Here is a 17680-nt window from a genome sequence, read left to right as displayed (position 1 = left end):
AATGATCCCCAAATAGGTCGTGAAGATTTCGTGACCCTTTCTCTGCATTCCATCTGGAGCCCCGCTTGAACAATCAGTGGTTTTCAAAAATTGCCGTGTGGCTGGTCATCGCCATGGTGCTGTTTACGGTGTTCAAACAATTTGACACCCGTACCAGCGCTGCGGCCGGTCACATCGGTTATTCCGAATTTCTGGACGAAGTTCGCAACAACCGCATCAAGAGCGCAACCATTCAGGAAGGACAGGGCGGCACCGAAATCGCAGCTGTCACCACGGATGACCGCAAGCTGCGCACGACGGCGACCTATCTGGACCGCGGTCTGGTGGGTGACCTGATCGCCAACAACGTCAAGTTCGACGTCAAGCCCCGCGAAGAAGGCTCGCTGCTGATGTCGCTGCTGGTGAGCTGGGGTCCCATGCTGCTGTTGATCGGCGTCTGGGTTTACTTCATGCGCCAGATGCAGGGCGGCGGCAAGGGCGGTGCTTTCAGCTTCGGCAAGAGCAAGGCGCGCATGCTCGACGAGAACAACAACACCGTGACCTTTGCCGACGTCGCCGGTTGCGACGAGGCCAAGGAAGAGGTCAAGGAAGTCGTGGACTTCCTCAAGGATCCGAGCCGTTTCCAGAAGCTCGGCGGCCGCATTCCGCGCGGTCTGCTGCTGGTCGGCCCTCCAGGCACGGGCAAGACCCTGCTGGCCAAGTCGATCGCTGGCGAAGCCAAGGTACCGTTCTTCAGCATCTCGGGTTCTGACTTCGTGGAAATGTTCGTCGGCGTGGGCGCGGCCCGTGTGCGCGACATGTTCGAGAATGCCAAGAAGAACGCTCCCTGCATCATCTTCATCGACGAAATCGATGCGGTCGGTCGTCAGCGTGGCGCCGGTGTCGGCGGCGGCAATGACGAGCGCGAACAGACCCTCAACCAGATGCTGGTCGAGATGGACGGTTTCGAAACCAATCTGGGCGTGATCGTGGTGGCTGCCACCAACCGTCCCGACATCCTGGACGCGGCCCTGCTGCGCCCCGGCCGTTTCGACCGCCAGGTCTACGTGACGCTGCCCGATATCCGCGGCCGCGAACAGATTCTGAACGTGCACATGCGCAAGATCCCGGTGAGCCAGGACGTGAACCCCGGCATCATCGCGCGCGGCACGCCCGGCATGTCGGGTGCCGATCTGGCCAACCTGTGCAACGAAGCCGCCCTGATGGCCGCGCGCCGCAATGCGCGCACCGTGGAAATGCAGGACTTCGAAAAGGCCAAGGACAAGATCATCATGGGCCCCGAGCGCAAGTCCATGGTCATGCCCGAGGAAGAGCGCCGCAACACGGCCTACCACGAGGCCGGCCATGCGCTGATCGGCAAGCTGCTGCCCAAGTGCGACCCCATCCACAAGGTGACCATCATCCCGCGTGGCCGTGCTTTGGGCGTGACCATGAGCCTGCCCGAGAAGGACCGTTATTCCTACGACAAGGAATTCATGCTCAACCAGATCGCAATGCTGTTTGGTGGCCGGATTGCCGAAGAAGTGTTCATGCATCAGATGACCACGGGTGCGAGCAATGACTTCGAACGCGCCACGCAAATTGCACGCGACATGGTCACGCGCTACGGCATGACCGATGCGCTGGGCCCCATGGTCTACGCGGAAAACGACGGCGAAATGTTCATGGGTCGGTCGATGGGCAAGACCAGCAACGTCAGCGAGCGGACCATGCAGAAGGTGGACGAAGAGGTGCGCCGCATCATCGACGAGCAGTACCTGCTGGCACGCAAGCTGATCGAAGACAACAGCGACAAGATGCACGCCATGGCCAAGGCCATGCTCGAATGGGAAACCATTGACGCCGAGCAGCTTGACGACATCATGGCCGGCCGCGAGCCCCGTCCGCCCAAGGACTGGACGCCGCGCAGCAAGCCGTCTTCGGGTGGCGACGATGCCAGCGGCGGCACACCGGCCGTGACGGCCGATGCGGCTGCCCCGGCTGCCGATCCTGCACCGGGCGCGGATACGGCGCCCAGCGCAGCCTGATCGGCCTGCCTGAACATTCCAACGGGGCCTGCGGGCCCCGTTTTTCTTTCTTGATTGTGGAGAGTCGCCATGCAGTGGCAAACCAGCCGGTTTCTGATTGATCTTGCGCGTCCGCAGGTGATGGGCATTGTCAACGTCACGCCGGACTCCTTCTCCGATGGCGGCCGGCATGACAGCCTGTCCATGGCGCTGGCGCACTGCGAGCTGCTGTTGCGCGACGGCGCGGACATTCTGGACATTGGCGGCGAGTCCACGCGCCCCGGCAGCCCGGCTGTGGGGTTGCAGGACGAACTGGCCCGCGTGCTGCCGCTGGTGCGCGAAGCGGTCAAGCTGGGCGTGCCGATTTCGGTGGACACCTACAAACCTGAAGTGATGCAAGCCGTGCTGGATCTGGGGGCGGACATCGTCAACGACATCTGGGCCCTGCGCCAGCCGGGAGCGGCCCAGGTGGTGGCCGCCCACGCGCAGTGTGGCGTCTGCCTGATGCACATGCACAGCGTGCCGCAGAGCATGCACCAGGAGCACATGCAAGGCGATGCCGTGCGCCAGGTACGGGATTTTCTGGAGGCTGCGGCACTGGCGCTGGAAGCGCTGGGCGTGCAGCGCCAACGCATCACCCTCGATGCCGGTACGGGCTTTGGCAAGACCGTGGCCCAGAACTTTGCCTTGCTGGCGCGTGAGCGCGAGCTGGCCAGCCTGGGCTATCCTCTGCTGGCCGGATGGTCGCGCAAAGGCTCGCTGGGCCAGATCACGGGCTTGCCGGTGACCGAGCGCATGGTGCCCAGCGTGGCTGCGGCCCTGCTTTCGGTGGAGCGCGGAGCGCGCATCGTGCGGGTGCATGATGTGCGCGATACGGTAATGGCCCTCAAAGTCTGGCAAGCCATGCACGACAATGACGCGCTGCCCGGCTGATGGTGGGCGCCTGCTTTCTTAAAACAACTGACGACAAGGTCTCGCAATGGCTCGACAATATTTCGGCACGGACGGTATCCGCGGCGCCGTAGGACGCTCACCCATCACTCCAGACTTCGTGCTGCGGCTGGCGCATGCGGTAGGGCGGGTGCTGCGGCGTACGGAAGAGCGGCCGACGGTGTTGATCGGCAAGGACACGCGGATTTCGGGCTATATGCTGGAAAGCGCGCTGGAGTCGGGTTTCAACTCCGCCGGCGTGGATGTGGTGCTGCTGGGCCCTCTGCCCACGCCGGGCGTGGCCTACCTCACACGCACCCAGCGCGCCAGCCTGGGTGTGGTGATCAGTGCCAGCCACAATCCCTATTCCGACAACGGTATCAAGTTCTTCAGTGCCCAGGGCAGCAAGCTGCCCGACAGCTGGGAGGAAGAGGTGGAGCGGGCCTTGACCGAAGAGCCGGTCTGGGCCGACTCTTCGGCCTTGGGCAAGGCCCGGCGCCTGGATGACGCCGCAGGCCGTTACATCGAGTTTTGCAAGAGCACGTTCTCCTCGGAGCTGACGCTCAAGGGGCTGAAGATCGTGGTCGATGCGGCCCATGGCGCGGCCTACCAGATCGCGCCCAAGGTGTTCCATGAGCTGGGCGCCGAAGTGATTGCCATCGGCTGCACGCCCGATGGTCTCAACATCAACAACGACGTCGGTGCGACCCATCCCGAAGCCATGGTGCGCGCTGTGCGTGCCAACGGCGCGGACTATGGTGTTGCGCTCGACGGCGATGCCGATCGCCTGTTGATCGCCGACGCCAAGGGCCGTCTGTACAACGGCGATGAACTGCTGTATCTGCTGGCTGCCGATCGACTGGATTGCGGCGCGCCCGTGCCGGGCGTGGTCGGTACCTTGATGACCAACCTGGCCGTGGAGTCCGCGCTCAAGGCCCGGGGCGTGGATTTTGTGCGCGCCAAGGTCGGTGACCGCTATGTACTCGAAGAGCTGGCGCGCCATGGCTGGCTGCTGGGCGGCGAAGGTTCGGGCCACCTGCTGGCCCTGGATCGCCACACCACGGGCGATGGCCTGATCAGCGCCTTGCAGGTGCTGCAGGCCTGTGTGCGCAGCGGCACCAGCTTGTCGCAGTGGCTGGCGCCCGTGCCTTTGTGCCCGCAGGTACTGGTCAACGTGCGTCTGGCGCCCAGCCAGGACTGGAAAAACAATCCGCATCTGGACCAGATGCTGGAGCGCGTGCAGGCCGAACTGGGCGACACGGGCCGGGTATTGATCCGCGCCAGCGGCACCGAGCCTTTGCTGCGGGTGATGGTCGAAGCCCGTGACCAGGAACAGGCCAGCCGCTGCGCGCAGCAGCTCGCTGACGCGGCGCGCGCGGGGTGAAAATAGGCACCCCCTGAGCGGCTTTGCCGGATGGCCGGCCCCGGCTTCCCCCTCTCAACCTACGGTGGAGGGGGGCGCCCGGCTAGGGACGGCAGCCTCGGTGCGGGGCGGCCCTTCCTCGCTGCCCCCTTGCTGGGGCGCGCCAGTATCAAACGCCGTGATCTGTGCCGAAGGACGTTCGCCCTGAGTCCTGAGCCCGATCGAAGGATCGAAGGGCTGCTCCCCCCTCTCAACCTGCGGTGGAGGGCAAGGGCACCTGGCGACTTTGCAGAAACTGCAGTAGTTCGTCGGGCGGCAGGGGGCGGCTGAAATAGTAGCCCTGGGCTTCGTCGCAGCCCATGTCGCGCAGGAATTGCAGCTGGGCTTCGGTTTCCACGCCTTCGGCCGTGGTCTGCATGCCCAGGGCCTGGGCCATGCGGATGATGGCGCTGACGATGGCACGGTCGTTGCCGTCATGGTCGAGGTCCTGCACAAAGGACTGGTCGATCTTGAGCTTGTAGATCTGAAAGCGCTTGAGCTGGCTCAGCGAGGAGTAGCCGGTGCCGAAGTCGTCGATCGACAGGCGCACGCCACGCGCGCGCAGCTGGTCCATGGTGGCCGTGGCCGCGCGTGGATCGTCCACGGCCACGCCTTCGGTCAGTTCCAGCTCCAAGGCCTCGGGCGGCACGCAGGAAGCGTCCAGGATCTGGCTGATCAGGTCGGGCAGTTGCGGCTGATGGAACTGGATGGCCGACAGATTGACGGCCACCTTGAGGTCGGTCAGGCCGGCGGCGCGCCAGTCCCGCAGCTGCTGCACGGCGGAGCGCAACACCCATTCACCGATTTGCAGGATTTGCCCCGTGTCTTCGGCCACGGGAATGAACTCGGCGGGCGAGATGGCGCCGAGTTTGGGGTGATTCCAGCGCAGCAAGGCTTCGACGCTGTGCACCCGGCCGGTGCGAATGCGCACCTGGGGCTGGTAGTGCAGCTGCAGCTCGTTGCGCTCCAGCGCCCGGCGCAGCGCGTTTTCCAGTTGCAGCGCACGCAGCGACTGGGCGCGCATTTCGGGCGTGAAAAAGCGATAGGTATTGCGGCCGTCGAGCTTGGCGTGGTACATGGCGACATCGGCCGACTGGGTCAGCGTGTCGAAATCCGTGCCGTCCTGCGGGTACAAGGCGATGCCCATGGAGGGCGCCATGGTCAGCTCATGGTGGTCGATCTGGTAGGGCTGGCGCGATGCTTCGAGCAGCTTGTCGGCGACACGCGCCGCGCCGTGGGCATTCGCGCCCGGCAGCAGCAAAACGAATTCATCGCCGCCGATGCGTGAGACCGTGTCCTTTTCGCGCACCACCGAGCGCAGCCGCTTGGCGATCTGCACCAGCAAGGTGTCGCCCACGCGGTGGCCCAGCGAGTCGTTGACATGCTTGAAGTGGTCCAGGTCGAGAAAGATGGCGGCCAATGGCGTGCCGTTGTCGCGCGCCAGCTGTATGGCGGCGGTGCTGCGGTCGGCCAGCAAGGTGCGGTTGGGCAGGCCGGTCAGCGGATCGTAATGGGCGAGCCAGTAGATGCGGTCCTGGTCGCGCTTGCGGTCGGCCATTTCGCGGTGCAGGTTTTCCACGGTGTCGCTGAGCTCGCGCGTGCGGTCGCGCACCTGCTGCTCCAGCTGCTCATGCACTTTGGCCAATGCGGCCTGGGTCTGCGTGCGCTCGGTGATGTCGACCGTGATCCAGACCGTGCCCTGGCCCGGGTCCTCGGAATCGATGTGCTTGCAGCGCACTTCGCAGATCACCGTGCCGCCGTCTTTCCGGGAGAGCATCATCTCCCCTTCGAAACTCTGGCCCACGGCCAGTTCGCGGGTAAAGCTCTGCTCGAAGCGTTCCCATTCGGCCGCGCTGGCAAACCAGTGGCGCGCGCTGGTGCCTATCAGCTCGCCAGGCCCATAGCCCAGCATGGCGGCAAAATGGCCGTTGCAGCGCGTGAGCTGGGCGCTGCGCATGAAGACGATGCCCACGCTCGCATGGTCGAACAGCAGTTGTTTCTCGCGCAGTGCGATGTTGAGCATGGCCTGGGCCTGGCGCTGTTCATCGATGTCGTCCAGGGTCCAGATCGAGCCTTCCTCGGGGCGCGACGGATTGATCAGTCGTCCCGTGACATCCCCCCAGAAAAGCGAGCCATTGCTGCGGCGCAGCTGGCATTCAACGCGGAACGTCTGGCCCTTGGCCATGCGCGCCCTGGCGCTCAGGCCCAGGCGGTAGAAGGTTTTCTTGTCGGGGTGAAACGATGCGCCGTGGCGCCCGCGCAAGTCGTCTGCGTCGCCATGGCCGAAAATCTCCGCGCAACGCCCATTGCAGCGCACGATGGCTTGCTTGTGGATGAAGGCAATGCCTACGCCAGCACTCTCCAGAAGGGTGTGCTGCTCACGCAGGATGCGTTCTATGGACGCGATGGAAGAGGGGCGGTGCGACACAGAGGAGCGGTCTGACAAAGGAAGTGGACCAGGCGCAGCGAACGGCGGAGTGCAAGACGGTCGACGGAATTCGATCGAATTGAGATGTTAATGAAGTGTAGCATTTGATACATCTTTACAGTGTCTGTCCTTGCCTGGCACCGCCTGCACTGACGTCAAGCGTGAGCTGCTGCCGTCAGCGGACGCCGCTGCGAAGCTTGCAGCAGTCCGTACAGCAGTCCATGGCGCAAAGCCCCCTGGGTGACGCGCATTTCCTCGATTTCGAGCAGCTGGAACACGGCGCGCATCACGCTGACGCCGCCGCCGATCACGGGCCGCAGTTCTTCGCGCAGGCCTGCCAGGTGCACTTGGCGGCTGTGGCCCAACTGTTCGAGCTGGGCCTGCAGCCAGTCCAGGCCCTGGCGGCTGATCAGGCCGGGGGCGTGCCGGCCCTGGGCCGCCAGCACCTTGCTGATGGCCCCGGCCGTGCCCGAAGCGCCATAGGCCAGGTCCCAATGGGCCGGAGCAAACTCGGCGGCCACGCTGTCCAAGGTGGCAAGGGCGCTGGCCTGCGCCAGCGCGAATTGCTCGGGACGCAGGCCGCCATCGGGGAAATAGCGCAATGCCCAGGCCACGCTGCCCAGCTCCACGGAGCGGGTGACCTGGGCCTCCAAGCCCCGGCCCAGGCACAGTTCGGTCGAGCGTCCGCCAATATCGATCACCAGACGCCGGTAGGGCGACGGCGGCAGCAGTCGGGATACGCCCTGGTAGATCAGGCGGGCTTCTTCCTCGCCGTTGATGACTTCGATGGGGGTTCCCAAAATGGCACTGCCGCGTGCCAGAAAAATGTCGCGGTTGGTGGCCTCGCGCAGGGTTTGCGTGCCGACGGCGCGGACCTGGCAGCGCGGCAGCGTGGCAATCAGGGCGGCAAAGCGTTCCAGACAGGCCCAGCCACGCTCCATCGCCTCAGTGCTCAGCCGACCCTGGGCGTCGAGTGCACCGCCCAGTCTTATGGTTTCCTTGCGACAGGTTTGCGGCACGATGCGGCCGTCTGTCACCCGCCCGATTTCGAGCAGGCAGCTGTTGGAGCCTATATCAATGGCGGCAAGCAGGCCGGCGTCGTGCATGGAGAATGAGGGAAAAGTCGAAACGGCGCGCAGCTTAGCACCTTCGCATCTGTCTATGATCTTTTCGGTGGTGGCTTGCCCCTGCTGGCGGTCCAGGCAAGGGGCGCGCCACAAGATGCCCTGGTGTGCTCCGTCCGGGGGCAAAGCCTGGCGCATTCGAATGACACAGATTGCGAGCGAAGAATGCCATTGTCACGGTAATGACATGTAAGCGGCCAATACTGCACGGCGATGCGCCGTTTGCTCGCTGTTGGATTGTTTGTGACAAATATGACTCCTGCCAAACCTGAGCACGCTGCTCGTTTTGAAGCCCTGATGGCCGGTCCGACTCCCCCTCAGTCCGACGGGCCGGAGGCTGTGCCGCCCACGCCGCCCACGCCGCCTGTGGCAGTGCTGCCCGCACCGGGCAATGGGGTCATGCCGGCGCCTGTCGGCGTGCTGCTGGACCGGGATCACAGCATTCTGGCTTTCAATGACCGGGTACTGGACTGGGCCCTGCGCGCCGATGTGCCTTTGCTCGAACGTCTGCGCTACCTGTGCATCGTGTCGTCCAATCTCGACGAATTCTTTGAAGTCCGGGCCGCGCCGCACATCACGGCGGCGATGAGCGGCGACGCGCAAGGCGTTTACACCGCGGCGTCTTTCCAGGCCTTGATGGGCCAGGCCCATGCGCTGGTGGAGCGCCAGTACGCGCTGTACAACCAGGCGCTGGTGCCGGCTTTTGCGCGCCATGGCATCCGCATCCTTTCGCATGGAGAGCGCTCGAACGCGCAGCGGCGCTGGGTGCGTGAGTATTTTCTGAGCGAAGTCAGGCCCTTGCTGATTCCGCTGGGCCTGGATCCGGCCCATCCGTTTCCCCAGGTCGCGAACAAGGCGCTGAATTTCATCGTTCGCCTCAAGGGGCCGGACGCGTTTGGCCGGACCAACGAGGTGGCGATTGTCAAAGTGCCGCGGGCTCTGCCGCGGCTGGTCCGTCTGCCGGCCAAGGTGGCGGGCAAGCAGCGCGTGTTCGTGAGTCTGTCGAGCATAGTGCGCGCCCACCTCAAGGAGTTGTTCCCGGGGCGGGAGGTGGTGGAGTTTTCGCAGTTCCGTGCCACGCGCCATTCGGAACTGGCGGTGGACGAGGAGGATGTGGACAATTTGCGCACGGCCTTGCGCGAAGGCCTGCACCACCGCCACTACGGCCAGGCCGTGCGCCTGGAAGTGTCTTCCAGCTGTTCGCCGTTTCTGGCCGATCTGTTGTTGCTGCAGTTTCATCTGCCGCAAGGCGCGCTGTTTCGCGTGCAGGGGCCGGTCAACCTGGTGCGGCTGGGGCAATTGGTCGACCTGGTCAATGACGCTTCGCTGCTGTTCCCCGCGTGGCAACCGGCCTGGCCGCGCCAGCTGCAGCGTGGCGTGTCGATCATGGCCCAGCTGCGCCAACGCGATGTGCTGATCCACCAGCCATTTGAGAGTTTCGACGGCGTGCTGGCGCTGCTGCGCGAGGCCGTGAACGACCCGCAGGTGCTGGTGATCAAGCAGACCATTTACCGCACCGGTTCCGACTCGGAGCTGATGGACTTGCTCGCCGAAGCCGTGCGCCGCGGCAAGGAAGTCATGGCCGTGGTGGAGCTCAAGGCCCGCTTCGACGAAGAGGCCAACATCAACTGGGCCGAGGCGCTTGAATCCGTGGGCGCCCAGGTGGTCTATGGCGTGGTCGGACTCAAGACCCATGCCAAAATGATGCTGATCACCCGGCGCGAAGGCCGGCGGCTGCGCCGCTACGGGCATTTGTCCACGGGCAATTACAACGTGCGCAGCGCCAGGCTTTATACCGACCTGGGCTATATGACGTCGGATCCGACCGTGACCTCCGACATGGACGAAGTCTTCAACCACCTGGCCAGCCACAACCGGCTGCCGCAGTTGCAGAGCCTGATCATGGCGCCGTTCCATTTGCACCACCAGTTGCTGGCGTTGATCGAGCAGACCGGCGAAGCCGCGGCCAAGGGCAAGCCGGCACGCATCGTGGCCAAGATGAACGGGTTGACCGATGAAGGCCTGATCCACGCGCTGATCGCCGCCGGCCAGAAGGGCGTGCAAATCGATCTGATCGTGCGCGGCGCCTGCATGCTCGCGCCCCAGCGACCCGGCCTGACGGACAACATCCGAGTGCGCTCGGTGATCGGCCGTTTTCTCGAGCACACCCGGGTGTTCTACTTCCGCCAGGGCGAGAAGGAAGACCTGTACCTGTCGAGTGCCGACTGGATGAACCGCAACATGATGCGGCGCATCGAGCTGGCCTGGCCGGTGCGCGATGCGGCGCTGCGCCAGCAGATCATCGACGAATGCCTGGTGGCCTATCTGCACGATGACCGCGACGCCTGGACGCTGTGCGCCGATGGCAGCTATGTGCGGGCACCGCACCCCATCGACGGCCATGGCGCGCAAAACGCCTTGATGGGCCGCTACGGCCCGCCGCCGGCGGTGGCTTTCGAGACGCTGTGATCGGCCTCTGTCTCCAAGCCTCTGAAACTGGCGCGCTCCAGCCAGGAGGCATCGAGCAAGGGCCGCCCCGCAGCGAGGATGCCGTCCCTAACCGGGCGTCCCCCTCCACCGAAGGATGAGAGGGGGAAGGCGCGAAGCGTCTCAGGGGGTGCTGTCTAGCCCCCCACCCCAGCGCAATTCCAACTGCCATGGCGTCTTCTGCCAGGCCTGCTGCTCTTCCAGCAACAGATAAGCGGATTGGGGATAGGTCTGCGCCCAGTTGCTGCTGCCCTGCAACGTGAAGTCCGTGCCGCTGACTGACAGCCGCAGGTCGCCGAATTCGGGCGCTTGCCGGGCATGGCACAGCAGCACGGCCAGGCGCAAGGCCAGCAGCGGGTACACGTGCTGTGCATCGGCGAGCATTTCCGGCAGCAGCTTGCGCAGCTTGCCGCGCTGCCCGCACACCAGTTGGGCCAGGTGGGCGCGCTCGGGTTGGGTAAAGCCGGCAGCCGTGGTGTTTTCTAGAATGTAGGCGCCGTGGCGGTGGTAGTTGCTGTGGGCAATGTGCTGGCCTATCTCATGCAGCAGGGCGGCGCAGCGCAGCGGTTCGTGCTCCGGGAGCGGCGTGTCGGGCGCGAGCTGCTCCAGCAGGTTGTGCGCGACGCGGGCCACGCGCTGTGCCTGCTCCGCATCCACGAAGAATTTCTGCATCAGTCCGAGGACGGCGGCCGTGCGCAGGTCGGTGCACAGCGGGTCCTGCTCGACCAGGGTGTGGAGCACGCCCTGGCGCAGCGCACCCTGGGCCACATTCAGGGATGTCAGTTGGAACAGGTCGAACAGCGCCTGCATGATGCTCACGCCGCCGGCGATCACGGCCCGGCGATCTTCCTTGAGGCCGGCCAGGCGGATCTGGTCGGTGGTCTTGGCGCGCACCAGGCAGTCGTGCAGCCATTCCAGGCCATCGCGGGTGATGCTGCCGTCCGCGCGGCCGTTGGCGGCCAGAATGTCGCCGATGGCCGCGGCCGTGCCCGAAGAGGCATAGCCGATATCCCAGTCGCCCCAGTGGATGCTGTCCAGTGCTTCATCGAGCACGGCGCGCGCGGCCACGGCCGCCTGCGAGAAGGCCGCGCGGCTGAGCACGCCGTCGGGGAAGTATCGCTGCGACCAGGCCACGCTGCCCAGCCGCAAGGACAGGGCCTGCTGCGCTTCCTGCTGTCGGCCCAGCACCAGCTCGGTGGAGCGCCCGCCGATGTCGATGACCAGGCGCCGCTCATCCGAAGCGGGCAGCAGGCTGGTGACGCCGCGGTAGATCAGCCGGGCCTCTTCCTCGCCGGCAATGATTTCAATCGGGTAGCCCAGCAGCTCGGCGCCGCGGCGCACAAAAGCTTCGCGGTTGCGCGCCTCGCGCAGGGTCTGGGTGGCGACGGCGCGCACATGGGTTACCGGAAAGCCCTTGAGACGCTCGCCGAAGCGCGCCAGGCAATCCCATCCGCGCTGCATGGCCTCTTCGGAGAGATAGCGTTCGGCATCAAGGCCGCCGCCCTGGCGCACGGTTTCCTTGAGGTACTCCACGCGCTGGAAATGGTGGTGTGCGAATTGGCCGATTTCCAGACGGAAACTGTTGGATCCAAGATCGACGGCGGCGTACAAGTGGGCGTGGAGCATGGTGAAGGCGGGCAAGAACCGGTCACAGAAGTCATGCGCTTCAAGGCATGGGTTGTGTGGGAAAGAAGGGCTGGCGTAGCGTGCGAACGTAGGCACCACGCCGTGGAGCATCAGCGTACACCTGGATTGTGGCAAGTAGATGAAATCGGTGGGAAGGAATTTTCATTGCCCATGTGACGCACCGATGTGATGTCACGACGCTGTCATAAATGGTTTTTACAGTCGCTACATCACAGTTTTTTCAACCCAAGAGGTGTGTTCATGAAGTGGTCCGTGATTCAAATTCTGGCAGCTGGTGTTGTGGCAGGTTCCGGTATGGGCAATGCCTTGGCGCAACAAGAAGCTACTGGCGCCGGCGCGAGCTTCCCCGCACCCCTGTACTCCAAGTGGGCGGCCGATTACAACAAGGCGACCGGCGTCAAGATCAACTACCAATCGGTGGGTTCCAGCGCCGGCATCAAGCAGATCGACGCCAAGACCGTGGACTTCGGCGCTTCGGATGAGCCGCTGAAAGACGACGAACTGGCCAAGAAGGGCCTGGTGCAGTTCCCCACCGTGATCGGTGGCATCGTGCCCGTGGTCAACATCAAGGGCGTGCAGCCCGGTCAGCTCAAGCTCAACGGCCAGCTGCTGGGCGACATCTACCTGGGCAAGATCACCAAGTGGAACGACGCTGCCATCGTGGCGCTGAACCCCGGCGTGAGCCTGCCTGACGCGACGATTGCTCCGGTGCGCCGCGCTGACGGCTCGGGCACGACCTTCGGCTTCACCAACTACCTGAGCAAGGTCAACGCCGAGTGGAAGGAAAAAGTCGGCGAAGGCAAGGCCGTGAACTGGCCTACCGGTGCCGGCGGCAAGGGCAACGAAGGCGTCGCAGCTTTCGTCGGCCGCCTGCCCAACTCCATCGGCTACGTCGAGTACGCCTATGTGAAGCAAAACAAGATGACCTACGCGCTGCTGCAAAACAGCGCCGGCAGCTTTGTTTCGCCTGACGACGTGACGTTCAAGGCCGCCGCCGCGGGCGCTGACTGGTCCAAGAGCTTCTACCAGATCCTCACCAACCAGCCCGGCAAGAACGCCTGGCCCATCACGTCGGCGACTTTCATCCTGATGCATAAGACCCAGGACAAGCCAGCCCAGGCCGCGGCCTCGCTGAAGTTCTTCGAATGGGCCTACAAGTCGGGCGACAAGACTGCCAGCGATCTGGACTATGTCCCCATGCCTGACGAAGTCAAGAACGTGGTCTACAAAGCCTGGACCGGCATCAAGGATGCATCCGGCAACGCCATCGCTCTGAAGTAAGCTTGAGTGACAGGCGGTGCACCTCATGTGCACCGCCTTTTTGGTGCTTGTGTTGACGAACTATTTTTGAAGAGGCGCTCAGCGTGTCCACTCCATCGACTGCCCATTCGATGCCAGGGTCTGCCCAGACCGTGGCAACGCCTCGTGGCCCTTCCCCCCGCCGCCTCACGCTGATGTCCGGCGTGTTTGCCGATCGTTGTTTTGCCTGGCTGGCACGCGGCGCCGCGTTGCTGACGCTGGGCCTGCTGATCGCCATCCTGGGCTCGCTGCTGGTCGGCGCCTGGCCTGCCATCCATGAATACGGCCTGGGGTTCCTGACCAGCAGCGTCTGGGATCCGGTGCAGGACCAGTATGGCGGCCTGGTGATGATTTACGGCACCCTGGCCACCTCCTTCATCGCTCTGGCGATTGCCGTGCCGGTGAGCTTCGGCATCGCCTTGTTTCTGACCGAGCTGTCGCCCGCCTGGCTCAAGCGCCCGTTGGGAACCGCCATCGAGCTGCTCGCGGCCGTGCCCTCCATCGTCTACGGCATGTGGGGCCTGATGGTCTTCGGACCGGTGCTGGCCGAGTATGTGCAGGCGCCGCTGCAGTCGCTGTTCTCGGGCGTGCCTTACCTCGAAGCCTTCGTCTCCGGCCCGCCCGTGGGCATCGGCATTCTGTCGGCCGGGATCATCCTGGCCATCATGGTCATTCCCTTCATCGCTTCGGTGATGCGCGACGTGTTCGAAGTCACGCCGGCATTGCTCAAGGAATCGGCCTACGGCCTGGGCTCCACCACCTGGGAAGTGGTCTGGAAAGTGGTGCTGCCCTATACCAAGACCGGCGTTCTGGGCGGCATCATGCTGGGCCTGGGACGCGCCCTGGGTGAAACCATGGCCGTCACTTTCGTGATCGGCAACATGAACCAGCTCAACTCCCTGTCGATTTTCGAAGCCGCCAACAGCATCACCTCGGCGCTGGCCAACGAGTTCGCCGAAGCCGGTGAAGGCCTGCACCAGGCGTCGCTGATCTATCTGGGCTTGATTCTGTTCTTCATCACCTTTGTGGTGCTGTCGCTGTCCAAGGTGCTGTTGTCGCGCCTGCAGAAAAGTGAAGGAACCCGAGCATGAGCCAGCTCCCTGTCAATGGCACGGCCCAGCGGGTCATGCAGGCGGCCGAAGTGGCCGCCCAGCGCCAGTCGCGCTATGCGGCGCGCAAGCGCGTCAACCAGCTGGCGCTGACGCTGGCGCTGGCCGCCATGGCCTTCGGCCTGTTCTGGCTGGTCTGGATCCTGTGGGAAACGATTCGCCAGGGCCTGGGTGGCCTGAGCCTGATGCTGTTCACCGAGATGACGCCGCCGCCCAACGAAGTCGGCGGTCTGGCCAATGCCATCTTCGGCTCGCTGACCATGGTGACGCTGGCCACGCTGATCGGCACGCCCATCGGCATCATGGCCGGTGTCTATCTCGCGGAATACCAGCAGCGCGGCTGGCTCGCCCAGACCACGCGCTTTGTCAACGACATCCTGCTGTCCGCGCCCAGCATCGTCATCGGCCTGTTCGTCTACGCCGTGGTGGTGGCCCAGTTGCGCAGCTTTTCCGGCATCGCCGGCGTGGTGGCGCTGGCGCTGATCGTGATTCCGGTGGTGATTCGCACCACCGAGAACATGCTGATGCTGGTTCCGGCCAGCCTGCGCGAAGCCGCCTACGCCTTGGGCACGCCCAAATGGAAAGTCATCATGATGGTCACGCTGCGCGCGGCGCGCGCCGGGGTGATCACTGGCGTGCTGCTGGCCGTGGCCCGCATCGCCGGTGAAACCGCGCCGCTGCTGTTCACGGCGCTGAACAACCAGTTCTGGAACGCCGACTTGAGCAAGCCCATGGCGAGCCTGCCGGTGACCATTTTCAAGTTTGCCATGAGCCCGTATGAAAACTGGCAGCAGCTGGCCTGGGCCGGCGTGTTCCTGATCACCGTGGCCGTGCTGGGTCTCAATATCCTGGCGCGTGTGCTCACGCGCCAAAAATAAGCCAAGGAAACCACCGATGTCGGTCAACCTTTCTCCCGCTCTTTCCTCGTCCAAGCTGACGGTGCGCAACCTCAACTTCTATTACGGCAAGTTCCATGCGCTCAAGGACATCAACCTGGACATTCCCGAAAAGAAGGTGACGGCCTTCATCGGCCCGTCGGGCTGCGGCAAGTCCACGCTGCTGCGCACTTTCAACCGCATGTACGAGCTGTATCCCGATCAGCGCGCCAAGGGCGAGATCCTGCTCGACGGCGAAAACCTGCTGACCAGCAAGCAGGACGTGGCGCTGATTCGCGCCAAGATCGGCATGGTCTTCCAGAAGCCCACGCCGTTCCCGATGTCGATCTACGACAACATCGCCTTTGGTGTCAAACTGTTCGAAAGCCTCAGCGCCACCGATATGGACGACCGCGTCGAATGGGCGCTGCGCAAGGCCGCGCTGTGGAATGAAGTCAAGGACAAGTTGCAGCAAAGCGGCTCGGGCCTGTCCGGTGGCCAGCAGCAGCGTCTGTGCATCGCACGCGGCATCGCGATCAAGCCCGAAGTGCTGCTGCTCGATGAGCCGTGCTCGGCCCTGGACCCGATTTCCACGGCCAAGATCGAAGAGCTGATTGCCGAGCTGAAGAACGACTACACGGTGGTGATCGTGACGCACAACATGCAGCAGGCGGCGCGCTGCAGCGATTACACCGCCTACATGTACCTGGGCGACTTGATGGAATTCGGTGAGACCGAGCAGATGTTCTTCAAGCCCCAGCGCAAGGAAACCGAAGATTACATCACTGGCCGTTTCGGCTGAGGGAGACACCATGAACGAAAAACACCTCTCGTCCCAGTTCGACAGTGAACTCAACCGCATCTCCGCGCGGGTGATGGAGTTGGGTGGCCTGGTTGAATCGCAAATCCGCCTGGCGATCTATTCGCTGGCGGAGTTCAGCATCGAAGCCGCCGACCAGGTGGATGCGGCCGAGCAGCAGATCAACGCCATGGAAGTCGAGATCGACCATGAGCTGTCGTCCATCATTGCCCGGCGCCAGCCCACGGCGCGCGACCTGCGCATGCTGATCGCCTTCTCCAAGGCCACGGCCAATCTGGAGCGCATGGGCGACGAAGCCCACAAGATGTCGCGCATGGTGCGCTCCATCGTCGGCAGCGGCTCGGCACGGGTGTTGCCTGCGCATGACTTGCGCGTGGCCGCCGACCTGGCTTCGGGCCTGCTGCGCAAGACGCTGGACGCACTGGCCCGGCTCGACACCAAGGCAGCGGTCGCCATCCTCAAGGAAGACGATCTGATCGACCAGGAATTCGACGGCTTCGTGCGCAAACTCATCACTTACATGATGGAAGACCCGCGCACCATCTCGGCCAGTCTGGACCTGCTGTTCCTGGCCAAGGCCATAGAACGCATCGGTGACCACTCCAAGAACCTGGCCGAACTCATCATTTATCTGGTGGAAGGCAAGGACGTGCGCCACCAGACCATGGCCGCTATTGAATCGGCCGTGCTTTAAGCCTGAAAGACGACAGGGATGAAAAAACTGCCCATTGTTCTCATTGTTGAGGACGAACCCGCGATTGCCGAGCTGATTGCGGTCAACCTGCGGCACAACGGATTTCAGCCCATCTGGGCCGAAGACGGAATTTCCGCGCAGCGCGAACTCGACGCCGTGCTGCCCGACGTGATCTTGCTCGACTGGATGCTGCCAGGCAGCAGCGGCCTGGCGCTGGCGCGCAAATGGCGTGCCGACAGCCGCACCAAGCCGGTGCCGATTCTGATGCTCACCGCCCGCGGCGACGAGCCGGACAAGGTCGCGGGCCTGGACGCTGGCGCCGATGACTACATCACCAAGCCTTTTTCCACCCAGGAATTGCTGGCCCGCATCCGCGCAGTGCTGCGCCGGCGCGCGCCCGAGCAATTGCAGGACCAGGTCAGTGCCGGCGCGCTGGTGCTGGACGCAGCCGCCCACCGCGTGAGCTATCGTGGCGATGCGCTCAAGCTCGGACCTACCGAGTTCAAGCTGCTGCACTACTTCATGAAGCACCCCGAGCGCGTGCACAGCCGCTCCCAACTGCTCGACAAGGTCTGGGGCGACCATGTGTTCATCGAGGAGCGTACGGTGGACGTGCACGTCAAGCGCCTGCGCGAAGCCCTGGGCGAGGCCAGTGGCCTGGTGGAAACTGTGCGCGGTGCGGGCTACCGCCTGAGCGTACCAGTGATGAATTGACTTGCACCCCCTGAGCGGCTTACGCCGCTTCCCCCTCTCTCGCTTCGCGGGAGGGGGACGGCAGCCTCGGTGCGGGGCGGCCCTTCCTCGCTGCCCCCTTGCTGGGGCGCGCCAGTTTCGAGGGCTGCGGGCACCATGGATGACT

At 64.1% G+C, this 17680-nt stretch carries 13 protein-coding genes; 10 read left to right on the top strand and 3 right to left on the bottom strand.

The window, feature by feature from the left end:
- Nucleotides 1-65: 65 nt before the first annotated feature.
- The 3 genes from ftsH to glmM all read left to right on the top strand — a co-directional run bounded on the left by ftsH (nt 66) and on the right by glmM (nt 4320).
- Nucleotides 66-2027, top strand: a complete 1962-nt coding sequence (gene ftsH / locus N0K08_RS00655) for an ATP-dependent zinc metalloprotease FtsH (protein ID WP_261498062.1) — start codon at nt 66-68, stop codon at nt 2025-2027.
- Between the two features lie 69 nt (nt 2028-2096).
- Entirely contained in the window at nt 2097-2939 is an 843-nt protein-coding gene (gene folP, locus N0K08_RS00650) for a dihydropteroate synthase (protein ID WP_261498061.1), read from the top strand.
- 46 nt (nt 2940-2985) lie between these two features.
- Nucleotides 2986-4320, top strand: a complete 1335-nt coding sequence (gene glmM, locus N0K08_RS00645) for a phosphoglucosamine mutase (protein ID WP_261498060.1) — start codon at nt 2986-2988, stop codon at nt 4318-4320.
- Between the two features lie 229 nt (nt 4321-4549).
- Here glmM and N0K08_RS00640 read toward each other — a convergent pair whose 3' ends face one another.
- Nucleotides 4550-6784 carry a sensor domain-containing protein gene (locus N0K08_RS00640; protein ID WP_261498059.1) on the bottom strand — a complete coding sequence of 745 codons (2235 nt, stop codon included), beginning with the start codon at nt 6782-6784 and terminating at the stop codon, nt 4550-4552.
- 137 nt (nt 6785-6921) lie between these two features.
- Nucleotides 6922-7872 (bottom strand): Ppx/GppA family phosphatase, encoded by a 951-nt coding sequence (locus N0K08_RS00635; protein ID WP_261498058.1) that lies wholly within the window; start codon nt 7870-7872, stop codon nt 6922-6924.
- Nucleotides 7873-8289: 417 nt separating this feature from the next.
- Here N0K08_RS00635 and ppk1 point away from each other — a divergent pair, with 417 nt between their 5' ends.
- Nucleotides 8290-10359: a polyphosphate kinase 1 gene (gene ppk1 / locus N0K08_RS00630; protein WP_261498462.1), complete on the top strand. Its 2070-nt coding sequence runs from the start codon at nt 8290-8292 to the stop codon at nt 10357-10359.
- A 141-nt stretch (nt 10360-10500) separates the two neighbouring features.
- Here the strand turns inward: ppk1 and N0K08_RS00625 are convergent, their stop codons facing one another.
- Nucleotides 10501-12003 (bottom strand): Ppx/GppA phosphatase family protein, encoded by a 1503-nt coding sequence (locus N0K08_RS00625; protein ID WP_261498057.1) that lies wholly within the window; start codon nt 12001-12003, stop codon nt 10501-10503.
- A gap of 261 nt (nt 12004-12264) precedes the next feature.
- Between N0K08_RS00625 and pstS the strand changes: the two genes are divergently transcribed.
- The 6 genes from pstS (at nt 12265) to phoB (ending at nt 17535) form a co-directional block, all read left to right on the top strand.
- The gene (gene pstS, locus N0K08_RS00620) at nt 12265-13305 is read left to right on the top strand and encodes a phosphate ABC transporter substrate-binding protein PstS (protein ID WP_261498056.1); all 1041 of its coding nucleotides are present in this window, start codon (nt 12265-12267) and stop codon (nt 13303-13305) included.
- A 173-nt stretch (nt 13306-13478) separates the two neighbouring features.
- On the top strand, nt 13479-14414 hold the full coding sequence (gene pstC, locus N0K08_RS00615) for a phosphate ABC transporter permease subunit PstC (RefSeq protein ID WP_261498461.1): 936 nt from the start codon (nt 13479-13481) through the stop codon (nt 14412-14414).
- Nucleotides 14411-15310, top strand: a complete 900-nt coding sequence (gene pstA / locus N0K08_RS00610; protein WP_261498055.1) for a phosphate ABC transporter permease PstA — start codon at nt 14411-14413, stop codon at nt 15308-15310. The genes pstC and pstA overlap by 4 nt, the downstream gene beginning before the upstream one ends.
- A 16-nt stretch (nt 15311-15326) precedes the next feature.
- A complete protein-coding gene (pstB, locus tag N0K08_RS00605; protein WP_261498054.1) occupies nt 15327-16109 on the top strand; it encodes a phosphate ABC transporter ATP-binding protein PstB in 783 nt (260 codons plus the stop codon).
- A gap of 10 nt (nt 16110-16119) precedes the next feature.
- Nucleotides 16120-16821, top strand: coding sequence for a phosphate signaling complex protein PhoU (gene phoU / locus N0K08_RS00600; protein ID WP_261498053.1), 702 nt, complete (start codon nt 16120-16122; stop codon nt 16819-16821).
- An 18-nt stretch (nt 16822-16839) separates the two neighbouring features.
- Nucleotides 16840-17535, top strand: coding sequence for a phosphate regulon transcriptional regulator PhoB (gene phoB / locus N0K08_RS00595; RefSeq protein WP_261498052.1), 696 nt, complete (start codon nt 16840-16842; stop codon nt 17533-17535).
- Nucleotides 17536-17680: the final 145 nt, after the last annotated feature.

Origin of the sequence: Acidovorax bellezanensis, from assembly GCF_025421555.1 — a bacterium.
Lineage (GTDB): Bacteria > Pseudomonadota > Gammaproteobacteria > Burkholderiales > Burkholderiaceae_C > Comamonas > Comamonas bellezanensis.
Note: the sequence above shows the minus strand (reverse complement) of the source record. Positions and strands in the feature narration are given on the sequence as shown.

Bases quoted from the DNA above. Each gene is read 5' to 3' on its own strand.
- folP (WP_261498061.1), top strand. From the start codon at position 2,097: ATGCAGTGGCAAACCAGCCGGTTTCTGATTGATCTTGCGCGTCCGCAG.
- glmM (WP_261498060.1), top strand. From the start codon at position 2,986: ATGGCTCGACAATATTTCGGCACGGACGGTATCCGCGGCGCCGTAGGA.
- N0K08_RS00635 (WP_261498058.1), bottom strand. From the start codon at position 7,872: ATGCACGACGCCGGCCTGCTTGCCGCCATTGATATAGGCTCCAACAGC.
- ppk1 (WP_261498462.1), top strand. From the start codon at position 8,290: ATGCCGGCGCCTGTCGGCGTGCTGCTGGACCGGGATCACAGCATTCTG.
- N0K08_RS00625 (WP_261498057.1), bottom strand. From the start codon at position 12,003: ATGCTCCACGCCCACTTGTACGCCGCCGTCGATCTTGGATCCAACAGT.
- pstS (WP_261498056.1), top strand. From the start codon at position 12,265: ATGAAGTGGTCCGTGATTCAAATTCTGGCAGCTGGTGTTGTGGCAGGT.
- pstC (WP_261498461.1), top strand. From the start codon at position 13,479: ATGTCCGGCGTGTTTGCCGATCGTTGTTTTGCCTGGCTGGCACGCGGC.
- pstA (WP_261498055.1), top strand. From the start codon at position 14,411: ATGAGCCAGCTCCCTGTCAATGGCACGGCCCAGCGGGTCATGCAGGCG.
- pstB (WP_261498054.1), top strand. From the start codon at position 15,327: ATGTCGGTCAACCTTTCTCCCGCTCTTTCCTCGTCCAAGCTGACGGTG.
- phoU (WP_261498053.1), top strand. From the start codon at position 16,120: ATGAACGAAAAACACCTCTCGTCCCAGTTCGACAGTGAACTCAACCGC.
- phoB (WP_261498052.1), top strand. From the start codon at position 16,840: ATGAAAAAACTGCCCATTGTTCTCATTGTTGAGGACGAACCCGCGATT.